The sequence below is a fragment of the Granulosicoccus antarcticus IMCC3135 genome (assembly GCF_002215215.1).
In the GTDB taxonomy this organism is placed as follows: Bacteria; Pseudomonadota; Gammaproteobacteria; order Granulosicoccales; family Granulosicoccaceae; genus Granulosicoccus; species Granulosicoccus antarcticus.
Genome location: NZ_CP018632.1, coordinates 1,634,655 through 1,661,449 on the forward strand (window position 1 = coordinate 1,634,655; position 26,795 = coordinate 1,661,449).

21 protein-coding genes are annotated in these 26,795 nt (G+C 54.2%); 3 read left to right on the top strand and 18 right to left on the bottom strand.

The annotated features are described in order from the left end of the window. Window positions 1–85: 85 nt before the first annotated feature. The 16 genes from sucD to IMCC3135_RS07115 all read right to left on the bottom strand — a co-directional run bounded on the left by sucD (window position 86) and on the right by IMCC3135_RS07115 (window position 21,338). Window positions 86–997, bottom strand: a complete 912-nt coding sequence (gene sucD, locus IMCC3135_RS07040; RefSeq protein WP_088916965.1) for a succinate--CoA ligase subunit alpha — start codon at window positions 995–997, stop codon at window positions 86–88. Window positions 998–1,003: 6 nt separating this feature from the next. Further along, window positions 1,004–2,197 (bottom strand): ADP-forming succinate--CoA ligase subunit beta, encoded by a 1,194-nt coding sequence (gene sucC / locus IMCC3135_RS07045; protein ID WP_088916966.1) that lies wholly within the window; start codon window positions 2,195–2,197, stop codon window positions 1,004–1,006. Between the two features lie 361 nt (window positions 2,198–2,558). Then, a complete protein-coding gene (locus IMCC3135_RS07050; RefSeq protein WP_088916967.1) occupies window positions 2,559–3,389 on the bottom strand; it encodes an SDR family NAD(P)-dependent oxidoreductase in 831 nt (276 codons plus the stop codon). Window positions 3,390–3,398: 9 nt separating this feature from the next. Continuing rightward, complete coding sequence (locus IMCC3135_RS07055; RefSeq protein WP_088916968.1) at window positions 3,399–4,679, bottom strand: TRAP transporter large permease; 1,281 nt, start codon at window positions 4,677–4,679, stop codon at window positions 3,399–3,401. Next, window positions 4,676–5,203, bottom strand: coding sequence for a TRAP transporter small permease (locus tag IMCC3135_RS07060; protein WP_088916969.1), 528 nt, complete (start codon window positions 5,201–5,203; stop codon window positions 4,676–4,678). The genes IMCC3135_RS07055 and IMCC3135_RS07060 overlap by 4 nt, the downstream gene beginning before the upstream one ends. 32 nt (window positions 5,204–5,235) lie before the next feature. Next, on the bottom strand, window positions 5,236–6,261 hold the full coding sequence (locus IMCC3135_RS07065) for a TRAP transporter substrate-binding protein (protein ID WP_205737942.1): 1,026 nt from the start codon (window positions 6,259–6,261) through the stop codon (window positions 5,236–5,238). 104 nt (window positions 6,262–6,365) lie between these two features. Further along, entirely contained in the window at window positions 6,366–9,539 is a 3,174-nt protein-coding gene (locus IMCC3135_RS07070; protein WP_088916971.1) for an efflux RND transporter permease subunit, read from the bottom strand. Continuing rightward, window positions 9,536–10,711, bottom strand: coding sequence for an efflux RND transporter periplasmic adaptor subunit (locus tag IMCC3135_RS07075; protein WP_088916972.1), 1,176 nt, complete (start codon window positions 10,709–10,711; stop codon window positions 9,536–9,538). Before IMCC3135_RS07075 ends, IMCC3135_RS07070 begins: the two co-directional genes overlap by 4 nt. A 565-nt stretch (window positions 10,712–11,276) precedes the next feature. After that, window positions 11,277–12,053, bottom strand: coding sequence for an MBL fold metallo-hydrolase (locus IMCC3135_RS07080; protein ID WP_088916973.1), 777 nt, complete (start codon window positions 12,051–12,053; stop codon window positions 11,277–11,279). A gap of 127 nt (window positions 12,054–12,180) precedes the next feature. Next, window positions 12,181–13,347: an ectoine hydrolase DoeA gene (gene doeA, locus IMCC3135_RS07085; RefSeq protein ID WP_088916974.1), complete on the bottom strand. Its 1,167-nt coding sequence runs from the start codon at window positions 13,345–13,347 to the stop codon at window positions 12,181–12,183. A gap of 70 nt (window positions 13,348–13,417) precedes the next feature. Then, entirely contained in the window at window positions 13,418–14,275 is an 858-nt protein-coding gene (locus tag IMCC3135_RS07090) for an ABC transporter permease (RefSeq protein WP_088916975.1), read from the bottom strand. Between the two features lie 6 nt (window positions 14,276–14,281). Beyond that, window positions 14,282–15,898, bottom strand: a complete 1,617-nt coding sequence (locus IMCC3135_RS07095; RefSeq protein WP_205737943.1) for an ABC transporter permease — start codon at window positions 15,896–15,898, stop codon at window positions 14,282–14,284. 152 nt (window positions 15,899–16,050) lie between these two features. After that, window positions 16,051–17,181 (bottom strand): extracellular solute-binding protein, encoded by a 1,131-nt coding sequence (locus IMCC3135_RS07100; protein ID WP_205737944.1) that lies wholly within the window; start codon window positions 17,179–17,181, stop codon window positions 16,051–16,053. Between the two features lie 199 nt (window positions 17,182–17,380). Further along, complete coding sequence (locus IMCC3135_RS07105; RefSeq protein WP_088916976.1) at window positions 17,381–18,502, bottom strand: ABC transporter ATP-binding protein; 1,122 nt, start codon at window positions 18,500–18,502, stop codon at window positions 17,381–17,383. A 536-nt stretch (window positions 18,503–19,038) separates the two neighbouring features. Beyond that, window positions 19,039–19,284, bottom strand: coding sequence for a hypothetical protein (locus IMCC3135_RS07110; protein ID WP_157735816.1), 246 nt, complete (start codon window positions 19,282–19,284; stop codon window positions 19,039–19,041). A gap of 200 nt (window positions 19,285–19,484) precedes the next feature. After that, window positions 19,485–21,338 (bottom strand): SLC13 family permease, encoded by a 1,854-nt coding sequence (locus IMCC3135_RS07115; RefSeq protein ID WP_088916978.1) that lies wholly within the window; start codon window positions 21,336–21,338, stop codon window positions 19,485–19,487. A 420-nt stretch (window positions 21,339–21,758) separates the two neighbouring features. Here IMCC3135_RS07115 and IMCC3135_RS07120 point away from each other — a divergent pair, with 420 nt between their 5' ends. Further along, window positions 21,759–22,313 (top strand): AbrB/MazE/SpoVT family DNA-binding domain-containing protein, encoded by a 555-nt coding sequence (locus tag IMCC3135_RS07120; RefSeq protein ID WP_088916979.1) that lies wholly within the window; start codon window positions 21,759–21,761, stop codon window positions 22,311–22,313. Between the two features lie 49 nt (window positions 22,314–22,362). Here the strand turns inward: IMCC3135_RS07120 and IMCC3135_RS07125 are convergent, their stop codons facing one another. Both IMCC3135_RS07125 and IMCC3135_RS07130 read right to left on the bottom strand, forming a co-directional pair. Continuing rightward, the gene (locus IMCC3135_RS07125; protein WP_088916980.1) at window positions 22,363–22,707 is read right to left on the bottom strand and encodes a RidA family protein; all 345 of its coding nucleotides are present in this window, start codon (window positions 22,705–22,707) and stop codon (window positions 22,363–22,365) included. A 126-nt stretch (window positions 22,708–22,833) separates the two neighbouring features. Beyond that, the gene (locus tag IMCC3135_RS07130; RefSeq protein ID WP_257790419.1) at window positions 22,834–23,721 is read right to left on the bottom strand and encodes a DnaJ domain-containing protein; all 888 of its coding nucleotides are present in this window, start codon (window positions 23,719–23,721) and stop codon (window positions 22,834–22,836) included. Between the two features lie 124 nt (window positions 23,722–23,845). Between IMCC3135_RS07130 and IMCC3135_RS07135 the strand changes: the two genes are divergently transcribed. Together IMCC3135_RS07135 and IMCC3135_RS07140 are read left to right on the top strand one after the other, a co-directional pair. Continuing rightward, on the top strand, window positions 23,846–24,634 hold the full coding sequence (locus IMCC3135_RS07135) for an SDR family NAD(P)-dependent oxidoreductase (RefSeq protein WP_088916982.1): 789 nt from the start codon (window positions 23,846–23,848) through the stop codon (window positions 24,632–24,634). A 182-nt stretch (window positions 24,635–24,816) separates the two neighbouring features. Continuing rightward, complete coding sequence (locus tag IMCC3135_RS07140) at window positions 24,817–26,688, top strand: dihydroxy-acid dehydratase domain-containing protein (RefSeq protein ID WP_088916983.1); 1,872 nt, start codon at window positions 24,817–24,819, stop codon at window positions 26,686–26,688. Window positions 26,689–26,795: the final 107 nt, after the last annotated feature.

Genomic DNA, 26,795 nt, shown 5'->3' on the forward strand with positions numbered 1-26,795 from the left:
GAAACACCAGTTCAGAAAGGCAAAAGCAAGACGGGCAGTGCATCAATGATGCACTGCCCGTCGGTTCGATCAACGGCAACGATTGCTAGCCGATCGCTTTAAGCAGGGCTTCACCCAGCTTTGCAGGAGAGCTGGAAACCACGATTCCAGCTTCTTCCATTGCTTTGATCTTGTCTTCAGCACCACCTTTACCACCGGAAATTACAGCACCGGCGTGACCCATGGTACGACCTGGAGGAGCAGTACGACCAGCAATGAAGCCAGCCATCGGCTTCTTGCGACCCAGCTTGGCTTGTTCGATCAGCCATTCAGCTGCTTCTTCCTCGGCTGAACCACCGATCTCGCCGATCATGATGATGGACTTGGTTTCATCATCACTCAGGAACAGATCAAGAACATCAATGAATTCTGTGCCCTTGACCGGATCACCACCGATGCCCACAGCCGTCGTCTGACCCAGTCCGGCTTGAGTAGTCTGATAGACAGCCTCATAGGTCAGAGTGCCGGAACGAGAAACCACGCCAACTGAGCCCTTCATGAAGATGCTACCGGGCATGATGCCGATCTTGCACGCTTCAGGTGTCAGGATGCCTGGGCAGTTAGGACCGACCAGACGTGAACCGGAATCCTGTAAACGAGCCTTCACTTCAACCATGTCGCGAACCGGCACGCCTTCAGTGATGCAGATAATCAGCTCGATACTGGCATCAATCGCTTCCGTAATGGCCGCAGCGGCACCAGCAGGTGGAACATAGATTACCGAAGCCGTTGCATCAGTTGCCTCTTTGCCTTCCTTGACGGTGGCAAAGATTGGCAGTTCTGTGCCTTCGCTACCACCAGAAGCACTGGTCCAGACGCTGCCACCCTTCTTGGGGTGAATACCACCGACCATCTGTGAGCCGTGATAAGCCAGCGCTTGTTCGGTATGGAAGGTGCCTGTCTTGCCAGTCAAGCCCTGGACGAGGACTTTGGTATCTTTATTAATCAGTATAGACATGTCTGCTTACCCCTTGACCGCTTTGACAATTTTCTGGGCTGCATCGTCCAGATCGTCGGCGGCAATAACGTTAAGGCCGCTTGAATTGATGATGGCCTTGCCTTCTTCGACCTTGGTGCCTTCCAGTCGGACAACCAACGGTACCTGCAAGCCAACTTCCTTGACAGCCGTGACTACACCCTCGGCGATAACATCGCAGCGCATGATGCCGCCGAAGATGTTGACCAGAATGCCCTTCACGTTCGGGTCTGAAGTGATGATCTTGAACGCAGCCGTTACTTTCTCAGCCGTCGCGCCGCCCCCTACGTCCAGGAAGTTGGCGGGTGATGCACCATAAAGCTTGATGATATCCATGGTGGCCATGGCCAGACCGGCGCCATTGACCATGCAACCGATGTCGCCATCCAGCGCGATATAGGCCAGGTCGTACTTGGAGGCTTCGATTTCCTTGGCATCTTCCTCAGTCTCGTCACGCAACTCGACAATATCCGGGTGGCGGAAGAGGGCGTTGCCGTCAAAGGAGACCTTGGCGTCAAGAACGCGCAGATGACCATCCTTGAGTACGACCAGAGGGTTGATTTCCAGCAGGCTCATGTCGGTATCAACAAATGCCTTGTAGATCAGTGGGAACAGAGTCTTGGCATCTTCAGCAGCAACACCGTCGAGTTCGAAGGCCGTGTTCAGAGCGGCAACATCAGCATCAACGATGCCCTTGAGCGAATCGATGGCAATAGTATGGATTTTTTCAGGAGTGTCATGAGCAACAGTCTCGATATCCATGCCGCCTTCAGTAGAAGCAACGAAGGAGACCTTGCTGTTCTCGCGATCCACCAGGACGGACAGGTAGAGTTCACGAGCGATATCGGCGCCGTCTTCCAGGTACAGGCGGTTGACCTGCTTGCCGGCAGGGCCAGTCTGGGCTGTTACCAGTGTCTTGCCGAACATTTCCTGAGCATTGGTCTTGGCTTCTTCAGCCGAAAAGCACACTCGCACGCCACCTTTGGCTTCGCTGGGCAGCTCGGTGAACTTGCCTTTACCGCGTCCACCGGCATGAATCTGACTCTTGACGACATAAACCGGCCCGGGCAAGCCGGCTACCGCTGCGTCGATATCATCGAGAGAGAGAATGGGTATACCTTCGGAGACAGGGGCGCCGAACGACTTCAGCAGCGCCTTTGCCTGGTATTCATGGATGTTCATGGATGCAAGTTCTCAATAGAGTGGTCTGTGAGCAAATATGATCGATAGCCGTACAATCGGCACATAGAGGCCGGAAATTCTGAAACAGGGCAGCATAATAGTATTAATGCGGCATAATAGTATTAATTTATGCCTGCCTTTCATGCCTCTCCCTGAGCCTTCCTCGATTACGAGGTGGGAATCTAGACCAACAGGTAGTTCCACGGCAGCGTTGAGTACAATGTCGGTCAAAGTGGCCTGCGAATGTAATTCAATGACCAGATTCGTGTATATGGTAAACCAGATCCGTTACGTCTGTATCGAAACTGAGGTTCCATCAAGGCTGCAGATCGGCGGCAGTTGGGGCAATGCTTGATCTATCTCAACGAGACATGACTCGATCCAGCCATCGGGTGCTGAGAATTCGTTTCAGAATTCCCGCAATCCAGGTCGGTGTTGTTACATAGTAGCGCGGCCGTGGCCGGGTGCTCTCCAGTGCATGGATCAGCTTGTCAGTGACGGCGGCGGGGGCGAGCTCGAAGCGGTCTTTCTTCAGTTTTGGCTCATAGAGTCGAGGGCGCAGAATGCTTTCGTAGTCAGCGCGACGTGCAGAATCCTGCCAATTGATCCAGCGTTCGAAATGCGGTATGGAATTTTGACGGATGTTGGTTCCGATAGGGCCAGGCTCTATCAGGACAACATGAATTGGCGTATGACGCATCTCGATTCTCAGGGTGTCGCTCAGACCTTCCATTGCAAACTTACTGGCAACGTAGGCGCCGCGAAACGGCAAGGCGGCAAAACCCAGTACTGATGAGCAGTTGATAATACGACCATGGCCCTGTGAACGCATTGAGGGAAGCAGTGCATTGATCAATTCGAACTGGCCGAACACATTAGTCTCGAATAGAGTCTGCAAGGCATTGCGCGGCAGGTCTTCCACCAGTCCGGGTATGGCATAGGCACCATTGTTGAACAGAGCGTCCAGTTTTCCACCTGTCAGCTCCAGTGCTTGTCTGGCCGCAGCCTGAACACTTTCGCTGCTGGCATAGTCCAGGACAAAGGACTCCAGACCTTCCTGCTGCAGTCGCTCACAGTCTGCGGCTTGCCGACAGGTCGCCAGGACACGCCAGCCTCGTGCGTGCAGAGTTCTTGCCGCATCAAGCCCGATGCCGGACGAGCAGCCGGTGATCAATATTGAACGTTGTGTCATGGCAAGGCTTCAGCTGAATAGCAAGGAAGGGATGAACAGAGAAATCTCAGGCACATAGGTGATGATCATCAGGACGACAAGATTTACCAGTACAAACGGCCAGACGCCACTGATGATTGTTGCTACCGGTTTGTTCAGGGTAGAGGAGGCCACGAAAATATCCAGACCGAACGGCGGCGTAATCATGCCCAGACCGATATTCAGAGTGACGATCATGCCGAAGTGTACCGGGTCCACCCCCAAGGAGCTTGCGACCGGAAACAGAGGTGGCACCAGAATCAACAGGGCGGAGTTGGGGTCAATGAACATGCCGGCAATCAGAAAGCACAGATTGACTGCCAGCAGGAATACAACCGGCCCGGCATCCATAGCGACCAGCAAGCTGCTGATGTGCTGGGGTACCTGAGCCAGAGTCACGAAAAACGACAGTATCCCGCCCATGGCCAGCAGGATGAAGATGATGGCAGTCGAAAGTGCGCTGGCTTCAGTGATACGAAACAGCTGTTTCAGGCTGAGGTTGCGGTAGACGAAAGCCTCTATTACGATGGCATAGACCACACTGACTGCGGCTGCCTCTGTTGGCGTGAACAAGCCCGAATAAATGCCGGCAATAATGATCACTGGCATGCCCAGTGCCCAGGTTGCTGATCGCAGAGCCGCCAGTCGTTCTGCCCCTGTTGCTCGCAGGCTGGAGGCCAGGCCGTTGCGTCGGGCTTCCCAGGACACCAGAAGCGCAAAGGCTATGCCCAATACCACTCCTATAGCCAGTCCGCCTGCAAACAGCCTTGCAATGGAGGTGCCGGTCATCCAGCCGTAGATGATGAAGGTAATGGAAGGCGGAATGAGCAAGGCTGTCTCGGCACTGGCCACCACCAACCCGAGGCTGAAGCGTTCGGAAAAACCACTGGCCCGCATTTCCGGATAGACCATGCGTCCCATGGCTGCAACTGTGGCAGGGGCAGAGCCGGATACAGAGCCAAAGGCCATCGAACCGCCGATAACCGTATGCCCCATGCCGCCGCGTGAATGGCCGATCAGGGTTTTTACCAGATGAATGAGACGGCTGGCGATCTGTCCTGAGCCCATCAGCTCTGCAGCCAGTATGAAAAACGGGATGGCGAGCAGGGTCGAATGATTGATGCCACCCACCATCTTCTGAATGATGGCGACATCGGGCATGCTTGCGTAGAACAGGGTTTTGCTGGCAAGAGCGGGTATCAGCAAGACGAGAAACATCTCGAATCCCAGTACCAGTAGTGCCAGAGCCAGCAGTATGACCAGAACTATCATGGAGTCGGTGTTGTAGTTGAAGCGGATGTCATTGCTGATTCATCCGTGATACGGCGATTGGATACCCCCAGCAGGCTGAGTAGATAACGCAAGGCCAGAATGAAAAAGCCTGCCAGTGGCGCGCTGTATATCCAGCCCATCGGTATATCCAGAGTCGGACTGCGCTGGCCTGTGGCCAGTACAAACACGACCAGTTTCCATGAAAGGTAGGCCATGTATAGCGAAGCCAGCAGACCGATCAAGTCAATAAGTCGATACAAGGCCGTACGCAGAGGGAGGGGCAGTTTGTCACGCATACTGTCGATGCTGACATGCCTGCCGCGCTCCAGGGCAAGTCCAAGACCGCCGAATACCAGAAAGAGGTTCAGCAGGCGGACTGCCTCTTCAGTCCATGCCAGATCACTGGCAAACTGAGGTGCCAGCGTACGCACCACAATGTTGGCAAAGAACAGTGCAACCATGGTCAGAAAAACACTGACCAGGAAGCCTCGTTCAAGGGTGCGCAGTAATGACAGCGGGTTCACCGATGATTGATCACTGTGATTTTTCTGATCATTTACAGTGCGTCGTAAGCGCTGTCGTAAACATCCATAAGAGCCTTGCCATCCTCGCCCGCACGATCGATATAGGCTGCACGAGCCTTGTCGAACATCAGGCCACGCAAAGTGCTTCGTTCTTCTTCGCTGATCTTGCGCACTGAGATATCGCTCTGGCTGATGTCATCCAGAGCCGCTTTGACGGCCTGCGCCTTGTGAGCGGTGAGTGCGGGGACAACCGTGTGGAAAGCATCAGTGATGATCGCCTGATTCTGGGCTCCTATGCTGTCCCACCAGCCCGGATTGAACAGGACCACATCTTCCATGGCACCGTGACCCGATAGCACCAGATATTTCTGTACTTCGAAGAATTTCATGCGCTGGATAGTATCCAGTGGATTTTCCTGACCGTCGACGACGCCTGTTTGCAAGGAGGTGTAGAGCTCACTGAAAGGCAGAGCAATGGCACTGGCTCCCAGAGCATCGAACTGTTCGATGAGGATTTTGGAATCCATGACGCGAAACTTCTGTCCACCGAATGCGGCAATATTGTCCAGCGATTTGTTGGAGGTAAAGTGCTTGCGGCCATTTGGCCACAAGGCGATGGCTTTCACACCTTTGGCATCAAAAGAGTGCAGCAATGCTTCGCCGAAAGGCCCATCTCGCAGGGATTGTGCGGCCAGCTCGTCGGATGGCAGCAGGAAGGGAATATCGAGAATGGAGACAGTGGAATTGAAGCCACCCAGAAATGCTGCTGGTGAGACAGTGGCTTCCAGTGTGCCTAGTTGCACGCCTTCGGTCATCTCTCTCTGTCCGCCCAGTTGTCCTTGAGGGAACAGCTGAAATTCCACGGCACCGTCACTTTTCTGGGCAACGATGGCGGCGACTTTTTCCAGATAGACATGGCGGGACTGCTGATCGGATTCCAGGTGTCCGATACGTGCTGTGAATTCAGCAGCCATCACACTGCCGGAAAGCTGTGCACTCAGCATGAAAAAAGCGAGCGTAGCCAATGGCTTGCGGATAAATTTCCGTCGTGAAGTCATGTTTCGAATTTCCGAATGAGAGAAGGCGCAGAGGTAGACCGGCCAGAATAATGCGCTGGCGGTCTACCCAGGGTGCCTCAACCTAAACAGAGTGACGGAATTTTTCAAGTGGCTTGTGCGGTGCTCGGGGGCAGACTTGCCGCATGATTCAGCTCATCTGTCATTTGTCGGTCACGATCAGCTTTAGATGTTGAAAAGCCTGCCAGTAGCTGGTAGGCGACCGGCGTGAGGAACAATGTGAAGAAGGTCGCAATCCCCAGACCACCCACAATGACCCAGCCTAATGCTTCGCGGGCTTCGGCTCCTGCACCTGAAGCCAATACCAAGGGCACGCCGCCGAGCACGGTCGAGAACAGCGTCATGGTGACGGGCCGCAGGCGAATAGTGGCGGCTTCCAGAGCGGCCTGTTTGACGCTCATGCCCGAGTCGCGCAGCTGATTGGCGAACTCGACAATCAGAATGCCGTTCTTGGCCATGATGCCCACCAGCAATACAAGTCCGATCTGACTGTAGACATTGAGACTGGTGCCGGTCAGGTACAAAGCGAACACGGCACTGGCCAGACCAAATGGCACGGTGAACATGATGATCAGACTACTGACGAAACTTTCAAATTGTGCCGCGAGCACCAGAAAAACGATGATGATCGCAAAACCGAAAGTCAGGACCAGGCCGCTTGAGGTCTCATTCAAGGTGGCAGCTTCCGCCAATGGCATCAGGCGCATGTCGTCACTGAGCAGCGGCTGGGCCAGTCTATCCAGCTCCTGCATGGCGCTTCGCAGCGGGAACTCGGGTGTCAGTCCAGCGGTTATGGTAACTGAGCGCGAGCGTGATTCACGCGGTAGGGAAGGGGCTATTGCCGACTCTGTGAGAGTGGCTATAGTGGACATCGGTACAATACGGCCGTCCGAGGTTTTAAGAAACAGGTTGGCAAGATCAGTCGGGTCGTTGACGGGTTGAGTGGTGGACAGTAGTTTTACTGCCACGGCACGATCTTCTATGAAAACATCACCAATCTCGCGTCCATCCAGTACCGATTGCATGGCTGAGGCCAGACCATCGATAGGAATGCCCAGATCGGCTGCCCGTTCCCGATCGATGCTGATGGACAACTGAGCCTGGTTGGTCTCGTAATCCAGCTCCACCCGGCCAAAGCGCGGATCCTGTTCCAGGCGTTGCACTATCTGATCAGCCTTGTCTGCCAACGTGCCGTAGTTGTTACCCGCCAGTGCGACCTTCAAACCTGAACCTGCACCCCGGATACCCAGACTGTTTGGCTGAATGGCGAAGGCACGGACGCTGGGGATTGCCCTCAGCCCCTTGTTTATTTCATCAACGATTTCCTGTTGCGAACGCTCGCGCTCATCCCAAGGTGCCAGAGTGACAACCATGAAGCCACTGTTGCTACTGCCGCCTCGACCGGCAATGGAAAAGACGTTTTCAGCTTCGCCCTTGTCCACCAGAGGTTGGACGATGGCTTCTATCTTGCGGATCTGAGCAGCGGTATAGTCCAGGCTGACACCTTGCGGTGCCGAGATTCTGAGCAAGGCAACAGAGCGATCTTCTCTGGGCACCAGCTCCTCGGGAACAGAGGCCAGAGTGAACCATGCCAGAGTGCCGATCAGTAGACTGAGGGCCACCACCAGAAGCGGGAAGCGCAAGCACTGCACCAGAATGGCCTTGTAGAGATTGGCGCAAAACAGACCAAATCGTCGTACCGGATTCCGTGGCCCGGACAATGCGGAATTGTTGTCTTTAGCCTTGCGCGAGTCCTTTAATAATTTGGATGCCAGCATAGGGCAGAGTGTCAATGCCACCAGCGATGAAATCGTAACGGCAATGGCGAGCACGAAACCGAACTCACGGAACAGGCCGCCTGCGGTACCGGGCAGAAAAGACAAGGGAATGAAGACGGCAGCCAGCACCGCTGTGGTGGTGATGACCGCAAAGAATACCTGGCGGGTGCCGATAACGGCCGCAGCCTTGGGGCCCGCGCCATCATTACGCCGGTTGACGATATTCTCCAAAACGACGATGGCATCGTCCACCACCATGCCGGTTGCCAGCAGCAGCGCGAGCAGCGTGAGTATGTTTATCGAGAAGCCGGCTAGCCAGATACCCCCCACGGTACCGATCAGGGCAACCGGTAAGGTGATGGCCGGAATCAAGGTCGCGCGCCAGTTGAGAAGGAACAGATAGATGATGGAGATGACAATGGCGATGGCCAGCGCCATAGAGAGCAGCACCTCCTTGATGGAGCCTCGAATGAACACCGCATCGTCACTGGTTACCCGGATATCCATGCCTTCCGGCAATGTGGTATTGAGGCGCTCTGTCAGGGCGTGAATATCGCTGGAGATCTCCAGTGTGTTGGAGCCAGCCTGGCGGATGATGCCCATGCCGATGCCCGTCCGTCCATTGGCCCGCAACGAACTGCTGCCAACATCAGCGCCTAGAGTCACGGTTGCAATATCACCGATGCGGGTACGTTCGTCGATCAGTACCATCTGGAACTGCTCGGCCGTCTGGATGGTCGCACTGGCTCGCACGGACAGATCCTGAGTATCACTTGACAGAGAGCCTGCCGGGGTATCGAAAGCGGCGTCGGACAGTGTGTTGGCCAGATCGGCAATACTCAGACCTCGACTTGCCAGCTTGGACTGATCGACATCGATGCGAAACACCTGTTCGCGATCGCCATAGACTTGCACATCGGCTACGCCGTTGATGGCGGTGAAATTGTCGACGATCTGGTTCTCGACAATGATTGTCATTTCCTCAGCGGACAGATGATCTGAAGTGACGGCCAGTCGAATGACCGCCTCAGCATCACTGTCGGCTTTGACGATCCGGGGGTCATCGATATCATCAGGCAGGTCTCGTGAGACGCGAGCTATGGCATCTCTCATGTCGGAGGCTGCGACATCCAGATTTACCGATTCCTGAAAGTCCACTGTGACTCGGCTGCTGCCAAAGGAGGAGGAGGAGGAAATGGATTTAACGCCGGCAACCCGTCCTGCAGCCGATTCGATAACAGCCGTTATTTCCCGATCCACCGTTTCGGGGGCTGCACCGGTATAGGTTGTGGAGATACTGATAACCGGGCTGTCTACTGCCGGCAGCTCCCGAATTTCCACCCCGACAATAGCGGCCAGGCCCGCAACGATAATCAGCAGACTGAGCACCGTGGCCAGTACCGGTCGGCGCACGAACAGGGCGGTTATGTCGTCTTTCTCTGCTCCATTGTCAGCCACTTGATTCTGTGTCGGGCTGTTCATGGTCTGGCAGCTGTGGTTGAAGCCTCGCTTTCGATCTCAGGCTTCTTGCGCTCGTCTGGTGGCCTCTTGCCGGCACCGCCTTGAACGCGTACCTCGGCCCCGGCTCTGAGTGATAAAAGACCTTCAGTAATCACTTGATCTCCGGCGACCAGTTCACTGGCTACCAGCACAGACTCGGGGTTACGCTGAATGATCTGAACCGGCATACGCTCAACCTTGTTATCAACCAGGCGCCAGACAAACGAGCCTGTTGAGTCCCACTGCACCGCGAGTGGATCAACGGCTGGATAGTTCTGGCCTGCAAAGTTCAGCGTCAGATTGAACGACATGCCTGGTCGCAGACTATCGTTCTGATTATCCAGCTGTGCCTCTATGGGCAGGGTACGACTGTCGCTCTCAACCCGGCTACCGATTGCGGTGATGAGTCCGGCATGGTTACGTGAAGGGTTGGCCTGAGCGGTCGCTCTGACTTCCTGCCCAACCGCGATCTGACTTGCAAAGCGTTCAGGAACCCAGAATTCGACAATGATCGTTGAGCGATCATCAATGGTCACGATTTCAGACTGGGTGGTGACATAGTTACCCGAATCGACTGTTGTCAATCCGACGATACCTGCAATCGGTGCCTTGATGCTGCGACGGGCCAACGTCAGTTCGGCTTCGCGCAGGGCCAGTTCAGCATCGGCCAGGTCGGCACGCGTGCGAATCAGTTCTGCCTCTGTCGTCGTTCTCGTACGGTACAGTTTGGCTAATCGAGCTTCATCCACGGCTGCATTTTCAGCGGTGCGGGCGGCACGGTCTCGGGCTATCAGTTGTACATCATCGTCAAGGAGTGCCAGTACGTCGTTCTTTGCAACCCGTTGTCCGGATCTGACCAGAATATCGGTCAGCAGTCCGCCGGATAATGGGACCACGCTGACTGAGGCCAGTGCCTTACCATTGCCTATGGCCTGTAGACGATCATTGATGGTTGCATTGACAACTGGGCGAGCCACTACCAATGCAGCGGGTGGAGCGCCTCTGCCAGTGGCACCGCCTCGACCTTGCGCCGCAGAGTCTGCGCCCGCTTGTGGTGCGTTACCGGCGTCTGCTACGTTATCTGACTGTTGCCACCAGATAAAGCCTGCCGCAATCAGCAAGGCTGCCATGCCGCCCAGTTTCCAAGACTTCATATTGATCGAAACTCTTACGTTGTCAAATACGTTGATAAAGGCCTGGTCATATTAACGGCCAGGCGAACATATTCTGCAAAATACCGCGTTTAGAAAAAGGGTCCTGCAACTGATGTCGTGCCTGGGCAATTAGACCGGGGTTTTAGCAGAAGTTTCCTATACCCATGTCCGTTTGCGCGCACAGACACAGACTGATACGAAACGAGAATACCACTAGCGTCAGGTGGGGATTTTTTTGTCGCGTCACGGCTTGTAACGACTTGTAACAACGCAGGTTTGCGCGCAGCACACACTCTGGTAGAGACCAGGCTGTAGTTGTTTGATGGATATGCAACAACGGACTTTGCCGGAGTCGGAGACAAGGAGTCGATCGGTTCCTGATGACGATGATCAGACTGGGGTTTGTCGAATACGGTGCAGCAGGGAGGATTCGGATGAATCAGCCGTGGTGAGTGGTCAGCGCATGTTCTGAAAAGTCTTGCTCTACCGCCACCGGTAATGGTGGCGGCAGCTAGTCAATGGATAGTGCAACAATCAATATTGCCTATCCGATTGGTCTGTTGGTTCAACCGTACCAGGGGCCACGCATCACTTTGATGTCGGCGTTTGCCGCATTTACCAGCTTTTCGAAAGCGTCAATATCGCTGCCCTTGTAATGATAAGGGTAGACCGCTGCGGGGGCAAAATCAGCCACGCCCTCGGCGGCCTGTTCCACACCCATGGTGTAGGGCAGGTTCATTGGCACGAATGCCAGTTGAATATCGCTCAAGCCTCGCATCTCTGGTGTTGCTTCGGTATCTGCGGCAATATAGACGCGCATGCCGTCCACGGTCAGTAGATAGCCGTTGTCACGACCCTTGGGATGATACTTCAGGCGTTCTTCCGTCAGATTGTATGCAGGAATTGCTTCGATACCCACCTTCAGAATTTCAGTCGAATCACCATTGCCAATAGCGCTGGCACGTTCTTTCAGCTCGCCGGGCAACATCTCCAGTACCGCAGGATTGGTCAGCAATTGTGTGTTCTCGCCCATTAGAGCGTTGAGGGTATCGACATCATAATGATCACTGTGCTCATGGGTAATCAGGATCAAATCAGCCGCGGGCAGCTGTGAATACAGCTCAGCGCCACCCACCGGATCGTTATAGATTACGCCGCCAGGTGTTTGCAGAACAAATGAGGCGTGGGATACGGGGTGCACTGATACAGAGCCATTCGCAGTGTTGAAGGTGTCTGCAGCTGCATCCTGTGCGAAAACCATGCGCGAGAGAGGGGAGGCGGCATAAAGCCCGCCCAAGGTCGTCATGCCGATCTTCAGTGCATTTCTTCGACTGATACTCATTTTTCTGATCCTGTTATTCAATTCAAGACTGGAGTGTGACACTTGCCTGTGCTTATACGTTCACTTTGAAAATCAGACTTCAACTGTCGCAGGGTCGCAGGGTCGCAGGGTCGTATGTTTGTCTGTTCTATTTGATGGTGAGGCCTCTTGGCGTATTGCACAGACACTCAACACCCGTGTCTGTAATAAGAATAGGCTCTGTTACCTCGACCCCACCATCGTCGAGCCAGAGTGCCGGCATGAAATGAAATGTCATGCCAGCTTGCAGGATGCTCTGGTCATCTCGTCGAAATGACATGGTGCGCTCACCCCAGTCGGGCGGATAGGATAGTCCGATGGAGTAGCCGCAGCGGCTGTCTTTTTCAAATCCTAGCTGGTTCAGTTTCTGATTGAAGGCATTGGCAATATCCTCGCAGCGATTGCCGGGTTTTGCCTGAGTCAGTCCTGCTTCGACAGCTTCCATGACCGCATTTTCTGCCACCTTGTATTTATCCGGCGGTTCACCCAGAAACAGGGTGCGAGATTGTGGACAGTGATAACGTCGATAGACGCCGGCGATTTCGAAAAATGTACATTCTCCCTTTTTCAGCGGGCTGTCATCCCAGGTGAGATGGGGGGCGGTGGCATCCATGCCAGAAGGGGTCAGAGGGACAATGGAAGGGTAATCCCCCCAGCAGTCATCAACACCGGTGATGGCAGCAGCATAGATCGAGGCAACCAGCTCATTCTTGCGCAGTCCGGGCTCAGCCCTTTCCACAATGGTTCTGTGCATGTGTTCGACAATACGGGCAGCCTTTCTCATGCAGTCGATTTCGGCCGGGCTTTTGATGGCACGTTGCCAGTTGACCAGACCGGTAGCGTCGATGAAGTTGTTCGTTGGCAGTGCGTGGGTAAGGCTTGCGTGGGCGGCTGCTGAATAGTAGTAATTGTCCATTTCCACGGCAATATTGCCAGCGGCCAAGCCCCTTTCATTCAGCAGGGCGGCCAGCGTCTCCATAGGGTGTTTCTGAGGATTCTGGACATAGGTATCATCGTAACCGACAACATTGTCGTCCGCCATGATGACGGTCCGAAGTGCACCTAGTGCATCCATGGCTCGTCCCCACCAGATGGGTTCGTGCAAGTGGGTGATTATGACTGCCTGATGGACATAGAAAGACCAGCCATCGTAGCCGGTCAGCCAGGCCATATTTGAGGGGTCCGTGACGATGAGTACATCGATGTCACGCTCTTGCATGGCTCGCCTTGTTCCGGCGAGCCGTGCCTTGTATTCCTCTGCGCTGAAATAGGCCATTGAGTACCTCCGTTGGTGGCAATGCCCTTGGCCAGGCTTGGTCTCAGCTAGCGGGACAGCGCCCGGTCTGTCAGTTAGGAGTCAGTCCGCGTAATCGTTCCGAACGTCGACGCAGCATCTCCAGAATGGTCAGTAGTACGATCGAGACACCCACCATAATGGTGGCAACAGCCAGAATCGTGGGTGAGATCTGTTCACGCAGTCCGATGAACATCTGCCACGGTAGTGTCTTCTGTCCGGCAGAACCCAGAAACAGTACGACGACCACTTCATCGAAAGAGGTGATGAAAGCAAACAGGGCACCTGATACGACACCCGGAATGATCAGTGGCATCTGGACCTTGAAGAAGGTCGTGACAGGGTCTGCCCCCATGCTTGCGGCTGCTCTGACTAGAGATCGGTCAAATCCCACCAGCGTTGCAGTCACCGTAATGATGACAAACGGGGTGCCCAGTACGGCATGCGCCAGCACCACTCCCAGATAAGTTCCTTGCAGGCCAATACGGGAATAGAAAAAGTACATGCCAGCGGCCGATATGATCAATGGGACGATCATGGGCGAGATGAGAATGGCCATGATGGCCCGTCGGAAAGGCACATGACTCTGCGACAGACCGATGGCCGCCAGGGTCCCCAGCACCGTGGAGATGATGGTCGCCGCGGGGGCAATCATGAAGGAGTTCTTCAGGGCTTGCTGCCAGTCAGCATTGGTAAAGAAATCCCGATAGTGCTTGAGTGAATATCCGGCAGGATCAAAGGACAGCATTTCTGGTGTAAAGGTGAAGAAATTCTGCGAGTTGAACGACAGCGGAATGATGGTCAGAATCGGCGCGATAAGAAAGAACAGAATGAAACCGCAGATGACATAGCGGAACGTGTAGTGCCAGATACGTTGTCCCGTGGAGGCGTAGGATGGTAGAGCGCTCATAAGTAATTACCCCAGCTTCACGTTGTCGATGCCTACGATGCGATCATAGGTCCAATAAAGAGCCATCACCAGCACAAGCAGTATTGAACCCAGCGCCGCTGCCAGACCCCAGTTCAGAGAAGAACTGATGTGGTAGGCAATACGGTTGGAGATAAAGACCCCTTTGGTTCCACCAACCAGCTCTGGCGTAATGTAATAACCAATCGAGAGGATGAACACCAGTATGGAACCTGCGCCGATGCCTGGGACCGTATTTGGAAAGTAGATGCGCCAGAAGGCCATTGAGTCACTGGCACCCATTGATCTGGCTGCCCTCATGTAGGTGGGTGAAATGGTTTTCATGACCGAGAACAAGGGCAGGATCATGAAAGGCAGCAGAATATGTGTCATCGCAATGATGGTACCGGTCATGTTGTTGATCATGACCAGCCTGCCAGCGTCCGAAATAATGCCAGCCCAGACGAGCAGGTCATTGATGACGCCCTGTTGCTGGAGCAAAACTTTCCAGGCGCTTGTACGTACCAGCAATGAGGTCCAGAAGGGCAGCAGGACGAGAATCAGAACCATGTTCGAGGCTTTGACAGACAGGTTGGCCAGTAGATAGGCAACCGGATAGCCCAGCAGAATGCAACTGAAGGTGATGGCCATACTGAGAAAGATGGTGCGAACGAACAGGGTCAGATAGATGCGTTCATTCTCCGGCTTGCTTTCTATACCGGCCTCTGTTCGTTCAGCATCGATCGAGGCGAGAAAATAGCTGTCGACGATGGTGGGTGACAATCTCTTGATGGCCTGCCAGTTATCAAGCTCCAGCCAACCCTTGTCGATATCGGCGAACTGGGTTTTGAAGTCATCGCTGGGAAATGTTGCCAGATTGCCCGGTAGGCCCTCGAACAGGGCGCCAGCCTCTGCGTTATTACCCGAGATGAAAGAGGTGATCTTCGACTCTGGCATAACAGCCAGGTCGTGATACAGAGCCGCGTAGGAAAAGCCGTATGGGATGATAGCTGCCGGATCCGCATCATCACCCTCTTCGGACTTTAGCCAGGCAGCCCAGTTTTTCCAGGATTGGGCCGTGGCGGGAAACTGAGCCGGCCAGGCCTTCATGGCGCGCAGGGTATTCCAGGCTTCAGGTGTTTCCCAGGCGGGGTTGATGGCGACAAAGGCGGATTTGGCCGCTTCATTGTCGAGTTTCTTTATGCGTCGGCCGCTTTTACGAAATACGCTTGAAATGCCGGGCTGGTCGTAGTTCAACCGGCTGCCAAGGCGTGTATGAATTTTCTTTTCCTGAGCCAGCATCATGTCATCTGCCAGTGCAGCGTAGACAGCTTCAGGGGGGAGCTCACCGGTGCCAGAGTCCCAGCTCACCAGGGCGCGGACGGTGCCCGGGATGGTGTCTTCGACAATATTGTTTTCTACCGATCGAAACAGCATGTCGCCAATAGGCATGACAAAGCTGAAAAAAACGAAGAGCAATAGTGGGGCGATCATCAATAGTGCGCGCAATTTCTCGCGGCGTAAAGCGCGAGCCAGGCTACGTTTGAGCGGCTCTCCATTCTTGGTGAGCGTGGCAGACTCGCTGCGGGTCTGTGAGGGTAAAGATGACTGAGTAGATGCGCTCAAGACCGGGGGTTCCTCGTTCCGTATTCGTGAAATGGCTGTTCGAGGTTGAGGCAGATTGCCCGGCGTCTTGTCAGACTCCGGGCAATCTGCGTCAGGCAATGCAGGGGCTAGCTGCAATACCAATCAGATAATGCTAGTTGAAACGCAGTGGATTAGCGCGATAACCATGATTGGAATTTGGCATCCAGATCGTCGCGATTGTCAGCCCACCACTCGTAGTTGTACAGGAATGTATTGGTCGCGTTGGCAGGATCGGTTGGCATATGTGGAGCCATGTCGATTCCCAGATCAGCATGCTTGCCTACGAGTGGAGCTGACGATTGTCGGGCAGGTCCGTAGGAAATGTACTGGGACTGATCGGCCAGACGCTGGGTGTCTGTGGCGAACATGATGTAGTGCAGAGCGCGATTACGGCGCTCGTCACTCAGACCCGCTGGAATGATCCAACCATCCAGATCGAAAACCTGAGCGTCCCACAACATGGCAACGGGCTGCTTCTGCTCTTCAATGACAGAAAAGAGGCGACCATTGTAGGTTGATCCGATGACGGCTTCACCATCAGCGAGCAGCTGTGGTGTTTCAGCACCTGCTGACCACCAGATAACGTCGTCTTTGATGGTTGCCAGCTTGGCCAGTGCCTGTGTCACACCTTCGTCAGTGCTCAGAACGTCATAGACATCTTCTTTGGCAACACCGTCGCAAATCAGTGCCCATTCAACGTTGTTGATTGGACGCTTTTCCAATGCACGTTTGCCGGGGAAGGTGGCTGTGTCGAAAACGTCACAAATATCTTCTGGTGCCTTGTCACCCCAGGCTTCCACATCGGTTCTGTAACCAAAGGTTGTGGAATAGACAATTTGCGGGATGAAACAATCGGAGACCAGCAGGTCGCCGAAATCTTCTGAAGCCGGGGTGCCATCGGGTGCATCTGCCAGCATGGTGTCAGGATCAATTTCCATCGCCAGACCTTCGTCGCATAGTCGGATAGCGTCTGATGCAACAACATCAACCACGTCCCAAGTCACGTTATTGGCTTCGTTCATGGCTCGCAGTTTTGCAACCGCTTCATTGGATGATTCGTCGTTGATGATCTCGACGCCAGTCAATGCAGAGTAAGGCTTGCTATAGGCTTCGATCTGGGAGTTGGAATAAGCTCCACCCCAGGAAACGATGGTCAGAGAATCAACACAGTCTTCACAATCGGGTAGTTCATCGGCTGCCGAAGCGGCCATGGCAACTGCGCTCAGTGCGAAAGCACCGGCGAGTCCAGCAATTAACTTCATGGAGGATCTCCTTTATAGATTCCGTGTAAAGCCTAACATATGAGCGGCATAACTCTGATGAACAGAGCGCACCAATCGAGGGCAAACATAGGACGATTCACTTTGTTTTAGCGCGATTGCAGTGCATTCGACTAAAAAAAGAGAAGGGATACGTAGTTAACAATTATGAACACATGTTAAAAAAGAGTGCTTCGCTCGTTCAGCTGACTGGATCCAATGCCTTTGCATCGACTGCGCTCCAGCCCAGCCGGTATGACTCACCTTCGACGGGGGTGGTGTTACGACCCCCGTTGGGTAATTTGACAATGAACTCATTGTTGCTGGCTACGCTCATCACGATGCGTAAATGGTCACCCAGATAGAGCACCTCCTTGACCACGCCGTTCACGATGTTGTCACGGGCTTCGGATGGTTCCAGTTCGACACGCTCGGGTCGCAGGGACACGGTAGATCGCGAGCCGACACCTTCGATATTGACCGCCTCAGCATGGATTTCAGTGCCGTCATCAAGCAGCAGAGTGCAGCGCTCGCCTTCATGGGCAGTGACTCGGCCTGAGAGTTTGTTGTTCTCTCCGATGAATTGCGCCACGAATGAATTCTGCGGGCTTTCATACAGGGCATCGGGTGAGGAGAGTTGCTGGATGACACCATCCTGAAACACGGCAACGCGGTCGGACATGGTGAGTGCTTCTGTCTGGTCGTGCGTCACATAGACAACGCTGACCCCGAGACTTTCATGAATATGCTTGATCTCGTATTGCATTTGCTCGCGCAGTTGCTTATCCAGAGCCCCGAGAGGTTCATCCATCAGCACCAGATCAGGATCGAACACCAGCGCACGAGCTACCGCAACACGTTGTTGCTGACCGCCGGAGAGCTGCGCTGGGCGCCGATTACCGAAAGCTCCCAATTCAACCATATCCAGCGCACGCTTGACCTTGGCATCTCGTTCACTCTTGCCCATCTTGCGTATCTCCAGCGGAAAAGCAAGATTCTCGGCCACGCTCATATGGGGAAACAGCGCATAGTTCTGGAAGACCATGCCAATGCCACGCTTGCGCGGCGGTACATTATTGATAGGTTTGTCGTTCAGGAAAATCTCGCCATGGGTGGCCGGTTCAAAACCTGCCAGCATCATCAGGCAGGTTGTCTTGCCTGAGCCTGAGGGGCCGAGCATGGTGACGAATTCACCCGGACTGATATCCAGGTTCAGGTCCTTGACAACCAGTACGACACCGTCGTAGCTTTTTTGCACGTGATCGAAACGTACGGCTGCGCCGCGTATGTCGGGTGATGAAGAAGCCTTGGCTGTCGCATTCATGGTATCTGTCAAACCCTTGTTTCGTGTGGACTGCGCAGATAATGCAGTGATGCCAGCAGCGGGTCAAGCGTTCTGCAAAGCGGTGACGATGTCTGACGACTCGAACGCAGATGATTAAAAGAGACTCACGGCTAGTCCGCATTGAGCGCTGCACAATGGTGCGTGGCGCACGTAAATCTGGCAGTCGTGGGAAATTTGCAGCGCGGCTAATTTGAGAGGCCAACGTAGGACTACTGTCAGGTCGTGATACGAACAGGAGCACAGAGCACCACATGAGAGACGCTCAAATTGGCGTGCGGGTATGGTGCTTCTGATCACTTCAAATAATCGATGGCTGTTTGATAAAAGCCGACTATATCAAGGACGGGGACAGGCTAGTTGTATTGTGAGTTTGTAGCGTCGCTCCTGATGACAAATTGACTTAAGTTTGTGCACCTGCCAATCGGGCAGGCACACAGACCGCAAACTCCGCTTATTCGTTCCGACCCTTTATCCGGAGCGTCAGAGTGTGACTGAAAAAGCCTTTATTTCGTGCATCAACGCCACTCCTCTTGCGAGCCGCCGCCAACAAAACCGGACTCGAACCAGTCTGAGGGCAGAGTGTGTACGCCGTTGTTCAGATACCTGTCAGGGTTCTTGCGTCGGCCTCGCATGTTGTTGCGCCGCTTCGGGTGAGATTCGTTCAGAAGCGGGCCCACCTCATCATCGAAATAGTCAGAATCGTAGTTGGAATTTTCGTCGAGAAATTGCTCGACTGGCAGAGTTTTGTATGTTTTTCCCATGTCCATACTCCAAGAAAATGTGCCGGTGCACAATCGTAATATCGGCTCGTGGAGCGCAGGGGTCAAGCACCGGACCGGTGCTGAAAACGACAAAACTTAACTCTGTGCGACGTATCGGGAAAATGCAGGTTCAGTATCAGTGATGAGTAACACTCTTCACTGTACTCAGGGGCTGTTGCCGCAGGCAAATACCGAGATGGTTACATGAAAAAGTTCATGACCAACAGGCTGACAACCAGATATAGCACGGTCATCATGCCGCCTACTCGCATGAAGTCCGCTACGCTGTATCCGCCGGGACCCATGATCAGGGCATTGACCTGGTTGGTCGGAATGAGAAAGGCATTCGAGGTGGAAATGGCGACGGTGAGGGCAAACATGGCCGGATCTGCACCGATGGTGACGGCGATGTTGACTGCCAGAGGCACCAGCAGGACGGTGGCTCCGATGTTGGACATGACCAGCGTGAAAAATGTCGCCAGGCCTGCGATGACGGTCTGCATGACCCAGATGGGGACGTCACCGATAACCGACAGCAGGTGATTCGCAATCCAGATGGCAGCTCCCGAATGATCGACAGCAATTCCAAGCGGAATGAGACAGGCAAGCAGAAATACCGTCTGCAGGCTAACGGCATCATAGGCCTCGTCTATCGTCAGGACGCCGGACAGGATCATGCCCAGAGCCCCGGCCAGCAAGGATATGGATAGGGTGTTTGTCACCAGAAACAGCGCCAGAGACAAGACGAAGAAAAAGATGGCAGGACGCAGTTTGTTGGTCCGGATATCCTCGTATTTCACATCGGTGGCAACGACCACATCCCGATTGCTCTTGAGCTTGTTCAGATCCTTCCAGCTGGAATGTACAACCAGTGTGTCACCAGCCTGCAGTACGGTGTCACGAAAGCCAGTCTTGATGACATGATCTGCCCGATAGATCTGCAAAATGTTGGCGCCAAAATTGCGCCGTGGCTTGATGTCGCCAATAGCCATGCCGACCAGTGTCGATGCAGGCGGGATAACGACTTCGCCGATACCGCTGTACTGCTGATTGAGAACCTTGGCGAAGCGGTCAGGTTCGCCGCGCAGTGTCCAGTGGTATTCCTTGCAGAAAGCTTCCACTTCCTGCTGGTCGCCCAGTAGACCCAGGCGCGTATTGACCCACACGGTTTCCTCCCGATCGGGGGGGATCTTGACGACATCGCCACTGTAGAGCGCAAGAATGAATGGCGTGTTTTTGTAGGTTTCCTCAATCTGGTGAATGCTGAGACCCACCATCGGACTGTCGACGGTGACCTGTGTTTCGAGCAATTCTCCGCTGATGCCATACAGGCTTTTGAAGTAGTCGTCTGTTCGAGAGGTTCGGTTGGTATCCGGATCATCCTTTGGTAGTACAAAACGACCGGCCAGCACGAAATACAACAAGCCGGTGATGCTCAATGCAATGCCGATGGGTAATACCGAAAACAGCCCGAAGGCGGCCATCTGTTGATCGGCCGGTAGTTGTCTGTTGGATGAGAGCAGTAGATCGTTGAGCAGAATCAACGGGCTGGAGCCGATCATGGTGGCTGTACCGCCAAGAATGATGCAGAAGCCAACAGGCATCAGCAAGCGGCTCATCGGTATGCCGGTACGGGTGGATACGCGACTGACCACTGGCAGGAAGAGGGCTGCCACGCCAATGTTCTGCATGAAGCTTGATGCCAGGGCTGCGATACCGGACATCAGGGGGCTGATACGGCGTTCCTCTTTGCCACCGATCTGTAGTATCAGTTGTGCCAGTTTGCCCATCAGGCCGGTCTTGTCCAGACCTTTGCCGATGATCATTACCCCGATGATGGAAATGACGGCGTTACTGGAAAAACCGGAAAAGAGCTCACTCAGATCCAGAATGGGATCGAGCCCTGGCACTTGGGAGACCAGGCCGAGCGTGACCATGATGATCAGGGCGGCGACATCGACGCGCACTACCGAGAATGCAAACAGATAGACCGTCGCGGCGAGCAGGAACAGCACAATTGCCATTTCCGCCGTTAGGACTACCGTATCGATCATGGTGGATGATTTAATCCAGATTCTAGTAAGCAGCAAGTGAAACGACCTGCGACGTCATCATCCCGGTGACTAGTTCACCGCGGGTGATCTGTTATCCAGACAAGTAACGAGCCAACCGGGGTATCCCCGTTGCTTTGCATGTCAGAGTCTGATAGTGGTCTATAGTCTACTGATTCAGCGTGCTTTTCGGCGTAGACAAACGTGTCCAGATAAACAATCCCGAGTGTACCAGCACGATCAGGCCGTTTGAGTGGCATCAATGGCGGTAATTACTTTAATTCAAACTATTGTTCTGGCAAATTCTGCTTGACGCAGACGCACCATCATAATTGATCACAATTCAACCCGTATTCAACTCTAAGCTCCGTTCACAATTGTCGTTTAATGAGCAGGACAAACAGGAGCCTTTCGATTCCAGATATGAAAATACAACTTTCCAGTACGCTCCCCTTTACTCCAGTACAGCTGGACTCGCGCCATGCAGTGCCGCGTCGTGCTGTTGGTCAGCTGCATGGTTCAGACGGTACAAGAGAGTATCAGACGGCGGTATACGAATTTCGTCACGGTGAGCAAGATCAGATTCACTACCAGATTGATCCTCAAGAGCGAGTTTATCTGGATGAAAAAGCTGACAAAAGTGCTGCCTCATCAAGCCAGACGGTAGCGGCGGCGCTGGAGTGGGTTTCAGATGACGAATCACTCACTTACAAGCCTTATGCCTTTCTTGTCATGAACGCGATGAGCAAGCTGGTGGGAGCCTGGGACGGTGTCGTCTACCAGACGCCCAGTGGTGAGCGACTGCACGATACGCTCGGCGATGCGACTCTGCAGGTGGTGGATGCTTGCGTCTGTAATGAGTCAGGCCTATGGGCACAAGTCAATATGACTGCAGAAGAGGCGGGTAGTCCCGTGGGTTCCGATGCTGTGATATCGCGCCAGTCGGGCTGGGTGCCATTGCACGCTGCGGTCAACTGACGCGTTACTTGTTTCTGATAGATACAGATACAAATATTTAAGACAGAACTTACTTGGCGGCAATTACCATGATTTCCACCTGGAATTCAGGAGTTGCCAGTCGGGGAGACTCTACACAGGCACGGGCAGGGACGTTGGCAGGGTCAACCCAGGCATCCCACACTGCATTCATGTCGGCAAAGTCATCCATGCTGCACAGCCAGATCGTGGCGCTGATCAGTTTGGATTTGTCGGTACCTGCCTTGGCCAGCAACTCGTCAATCTGGGCGAGTATGCCGCTTGTTTGAGCGGTAACTGATTCGCCTTTTGCTACCTGACCTGCCAGGTAGACGGTGTCGCCATTAATGACGATCTGACTCATACGCTGGTTGGAATCCATCCGGGTAATGCTCATTGGCTTTAAAGCTTCCTGTTGTGGTTGAAAGAGTCGTGCAGGTCTGATGATACACCTGAGTATCGGCTTGGCGCCGCACAACGCAGGCCCGTTTTACACGGCACAGGAGAACCTGCTGAGCTTCGCTCAGGCGACAGCTGAGAACATGCTGCCCGGTCGGGCCTTGATCTTCAGGGTCTTGAATGCCAGCCCGATACTGAACGTGGTGCTGCCAGTTGCGGGTTTGCAATATCGCACCTCACAAATGGCCTTGAGTGCATCGGTATCAATCAGCACCATGGTGTTGGGGCTCAGAGCGTTGCCGCATTCTATGGCACAACCTGCCAATGACAAATCCTGGAGACGAGCTTCTGAATGTGACTCCATTGGCCACTGAGTCCAGAGCCTGAGCGCGGCGTCGTGTTCGTGCCGGTAGATGCGTCGCAACTCCTCCGTGGTGGAGCTTCCCAGCTGTTCAATCAGTGCTGTGGGAGCCGTGCACTGAGCGCACTGATCATCTGAGCTATAGCGTTGCAGGGCCCGAGGGTTTGTCGAAAAAGTTGCCTTGCAGAATAAACAATGCGGACGCGTGGGCAGATTCGTTTGGGCAACAACAGGATCAGGCGCAGATTCTTGTTCTGGCTCAGGATCTTGCTTGTCTGGCTCGGGGGGAGGTGCCTTGTGAGGTTTGTGGGTATTGGGTCTGCCTCCGGCAGAGGCGGAAGAGTCCGAGGTCCTCGGAGGGGCTTTTTGAGCCTGTCGTGCGGCGTTCTCATCGCGCTCCCGGGCAGCCGCCTGTTTCGCTGACTGCTCCGCACGCAGGCTGAAGGCCTTCAGATCGCTGTCGTAGCGTGCCCGTTTTGCCGGGTTGCACAGTACGTCGACTGCCTCATTCAGCAGTTGGGCTTGTGCCGGATCACCTCCCAGGTCGGGATGGTGTCGCAGTTTCTGCATCATTGCACGGTAGCTTGCCTTGATCACCGGCGCAGGTGCGTCGGGCATGACGTGCAGGAGCTGATAATAATCGGGAGGCATGTTCACAAACAGTTAACGGCTTGGACCAGCGCCTGCTGAAGTGTCTCTGCCTGACAGGCGACGGCGTTTAGAGTAATACTTGCCGCTGTCCGCATTACATAAACAAACCGGGAGTCAGTATTCAATGAGTCTGCACAATAGCAATGAGCTGACGAAAGATTTTCACGAGAAGGTAGCTATCGTGACAGGGGGCGCCATGGGTATTGGTCGAGCTTGTGCTGAAGGTTTCATTGCACGAGGCGGTTCCGTGCTCATCGCTGATATAGACATCGAGGCGGGCGAAGCTACGGCCAACGAACTGGGCGAGCGTGCCATTTTTGCGCAGACCGATGTCTGTGACATGCAGGCTGTCACCGCCATGGCAGAGCTTGCCGTCACACGCTTTGGTGGCATCGATATTCTGGTGAACAACGCAGGTCAGGCGCTCAAGGGTGTGGTTGACGAAATCACCGAGGAGCACTGGACTCGTGTCATTGACATCAATCTCAATGGCTACTGGCGAACCATGAGGGTCTGTATTCCGGAGATGAAAAAACGTGGTGGTGGCTCTATCGTGAACATGTCATCGGTACAGGGGGCATTGGGGTTCAATGGCTATGCGGCCTATGCCTCGGCTAAAGGCGCAATCAACGCGTTGACCTGGCAATCGGCAGTCGATCTTGCACCTCATCAGATACGTGTCAATGCGGTTGCGCCGGGTACCATCATGACGCCTCTGAATGAGAAGCTCTTTGCCTCGATGGATGATCCCAGTGAACTGATCGATAGCTGGAACAAGGCACATCCGTTGGGGCGTTTCGGGCAGGCCGACGAGGTGGCAGAGACGGTTCTGTTTCTGGCGAGCCGACGGGCAAGTTTCATCACCGGAGATGTGGTTCGAGTGGATGGCGGATTGTCCGTCCGCGGCGCTTGAGTCCTGGCGCTATCCAACACTGATAAGCAGGGGTTGTCGCAACACGGGTACGCTGAAGAGGGGCAAATTGTCTCGAGAGCCGGATTTTTCTGGTTTGCAGTGCCCGCATGAGCCGATTTCGGCATCGTTCTGGTGCGAAATAAGGCAAAATTGAGCGTACCCATGAATTACAGGAAACTCCGATGTCCAATAAGTCGAAATCTGTAACATTCGACAACAACCCTGGCCGCAATGCACAAACGTACGGGGTTGCCCGTGAGTTAGGCACTGATCCGGAACTGATTCACGAGCCGTCTATCGGTGTGATTGGCACCAAGGGCGATAGCCAGTGTTATCTCGGAGTGCAGCGTAAGGTGGAAGCTATCCACGATCGTCTGCGCAGCGCGATTGGTCGTGGTGACGGCTTGATGGCGATGCGACTGGTGCAGCCTGAATACACCGTGGCGACCTCTGATGGCATGCGCAATGGCACGCGTGAAATGCGTTACAGCCTGATCGGTCGTGAAGTCACTCATGACACCGTCTGCGAGCACCTGAGTGCCAGCGGACTGGAAGGTACTATTGCTGTTGTTGCTTGCGACAAGCCTCCGGTTGGTACTCTGGCAGCCCTACTTGAGCATGATCGTCCGGCTATCATCATGTCCGATGGCCCCATTCGACCGGGCAGAGATTCGCAAACGGCACAACCGATCGACATCGTTTCGGCCTTCCAGGTTGCTGGTAGCTCCGACATCGACTTCAAGAAACGGATTGCCAAGGAAGCCTGCCCGGGTTACGGCAGTTGCGGTGGCATGTTTACCTACAACACCATGCAGACGTTTATTGGTGTGGTTGGCATGCAGCCTTTGCATATGGTTGCACCGCCATCAGATGATCCACGTCGCTTGCAGGAATTTCCCGCAGAACTGGTCGGCTACCTCCAGGGCATGATTGAACGTGGCGATACTCCGCGTAAAATTGTCAGCCGTGATTCGATCCGCAATGCGGTCATTGTCTCCATGGCAGTGGGTGGTTCCACCAATGTGTTGTTGCATGCACCAGAAATTGCTCGTGCGGCGGGTTTCAAGAGCTTTTCCGATGACATCATGTCGCCTGAGGAATTCAATCACCTGTCGCAGAATGTAGTGCCTGTACTGACCGATGCGCGCCCTTATGGTGCCTATTCCATGGTCGATATCGATGAAAAAGGCGGTGTTCAGGTCATCGTCAAGGCACTGATGGATGCAGGTTTGCTCAATGGCGATACCCTGACTTGTACGGGTGAAACTCTAGCTGAGCAGGTCAAGCGACTCAACACATCAGAGCCTGATGGGGTTGTGGTCTACCCGGTCGAGAAGCCTTACAAAGCGACTGGCGGTCTGCGTGTTCTGGGCGGCAATCTTTCACCTGAATTCAGTGCTGTACTCAAACTGGCAGGTGTTGAGGGTGGTCTGGACGACAACCGGTTTGTCGGCCGAGCGCGCATTTTCAATGGTGAGCAGGACTTGTTGAATGCTCTGGAAGCTGCGCCTGAGAACTTTCAGAACCACGACATGGTGATCGTTCGCTATGAAGGCCCTAGTGGTGCTCCCGGCATGCCGGAAATGCTGGATTCCACTTCAAGGATTACCACGTTGTGCCGCGAGCGTGAAATCGTGGTTGGACTGATGACTGATGCACGATTCTCCGGTGGTTCAGTCGGACTGGTTATCGGTCACGTGGGTCCGGAGGCGGCCTTGGGTGGGCCCATTGCCTTTGTAGAGGATGGCGATGAGATAGTGGTAGATCTGAACAGTAATGAACTCAACTGTACCGAACTGAACGATGCAGCTACGCTGAGTGCTCGCAAAGCGGCCTGGGAGAAGGTGGTTGCCGATAACGGCGGCATGCATCCTCTCTGTGGCGAGGTGAACACTCGTTTGCTGAACCGTATGCGTTTATCAGCTGTGTCCGCAGTCTATGGCGCCGGCATGCACCCGGATCGGGTGTTGTGGGTACCGCAGCCACGAGAAGCTGTGAAAAGTGGTTTCGTACCACACAACAAGTATCGCGAAGGCTCACGTAAGGCATTCTAGATAGAAGCACGAGACAGGGGGCGGCGGTGACGGCCCCCTCTGTTCGTGGAGCCTATGACAGCATCGAGCAGAGAGGCTGTGCAGCAATTGAAAACTCTTGTGGCGTA

What these genes read in the sequence shown, in the direction of transcription:
- IMCC3135_RS07135 (WP_088916982.1), top strand. Translation starts at nt 23,846, where the DNA reads ATGAGTCTGCACAATAGCAATGAGCTGACGAAAGATTTTCACGAGAAG.
- sucC (WP_088916966.1), bottom strand. Translation starts at nt 2,197, where the DNA reads ATGAACATCCATGAATACCAGGCAAAGGCGCTGCTGAAGTCGTTCGGC.
- IMCC3135_RS07110 (WP_157735816.1), bottom strand. Translation starts at nt 19,284, where the DNA reads ATGGGAAAAACATACAAAACTCTGCCAGTCGAGCAATTTCTCGACGAA.
- IMCC3135_RS07070 (WP_088916971.1), bottom strand. Translation starts at nt 9,539, where the DNA reads ATGAACAGCCCGACACAGAATCAAGTGGCTGACAATGGAGCAGAGAAA.
- IMCC3135_RS07075 (WP_088916972.1), bottom strand. Translation starts at nt 10,711, where the DNA reads ATGAAGTCTTGGAAACTGGGCGGCATGGCAGCCTTGCTGATTGCGGCA.
- IMCC3135_RS07065 (WP_205737942.1), bottom strand. Translation starts at nt 6,261, where the DNA reads ATGACTTCACGACGGAAATTTATCCGCAAGCCATTGGCTACGCTCGCT.
- doeA (WP_088916974.1), bottom strand. Translation starts at nt 13,347, where the DNA reads ATGGCCTATTTCAGCGCAGAGGAATACAAGGCACGGCTCGCCGGAACA.
- IMCC3135_RS07105 (WP_088916976.1), bottom strand. Translation starts at nt 18,502, where the DNA reads ATGAATGCGACAGCCAAGGCTTCTTCATCACCCGACATACGCGGCGCA.
- sucD (WP_088916965.1), bottom strand. Translation starts at nt 997, where the DNA reads ATGTCTATACTGATTAATAAAGATACCAAAGTCCTCGTCCAGGGCTTG.
- IMCC3135_RS07080 (WP_088916973.1), bottom strand. Translation starts at nt 12,053, where the DNA reads ATGAGTATCAGTCGAAGAAATGCACTGAAGATCGGCATGACGACCTTG.
- IMCC3135_RS07055 (WP_088916968.1), bottom strand. Translation starts at nt 4,679, where the DNA reads ATGATAGTTCTGGTCATACTGCTGGCTCTGGCACTACTGGTACTGGGA.
- IMCC3135_RS07115 (WP_088916978.1), bottom strand. Translation starts at nt 21,338, where the DNA reads ATGATCGATACGGTAGTCCTAACGGCGGAAATGGCAATTGTGCTGTTC.
- IMCC3135_RS07100 (WP_205737944.1), bottom strand. Translation starts at nt 17,181, where the DNA reads ATGAAGTTAATTGCTGGACTCGCCGGTGCTTTCGCACTGAGCGCAGTT.
- IMCC3135_RS07140 (WP_088916983.1), top strand. Translation starts at nt 24,817, where the DNA reads ATGTCCAATAAGTCGAAATCTGTAACATTCGACAACAACCCTGGCCGC.
- IMCC3135_RS07050 (WP_088916967.1), bottom strand. Translation starts at nt 3,389, where the DNA reads ATGACACAACGTTCAATATTGATCACCGGCTGCTCGTCCGGCATCGGG.
- IMCC3135_RS07125 (WP_088916980.1), bottom strand. Translation starts at nt 22,707, where the DNA reads ATGAGCATTACCCGGATGGATTCCAACCAGCGTATGAGTCAGATCGTC.
- IMCC3135_RS07120 (WP_088916979.1), top strand. Translation starts at nt 21,759, where the DNA reads ATGAAAATACAACTTTCCAGTACGCTCCCCTTTACTCCAGTACAGCTG.
- IMCC3135_RS07090 (WP_088916975.1), bottom strand. Translation starts at nt 14,275, where the DNA reads ATGAGCGCTCTACCATCCTACGCCTCCACGGGACAACGTATCTGGCAC.
- IMCC3135_RS07130 (WP_257790419.1), bottom strand. Translation starts at nt 23,721, where the DNA reads ATGCCTCCCGATTATTATCAGCTCCTGCACGTCATGCCCGACGCACCT.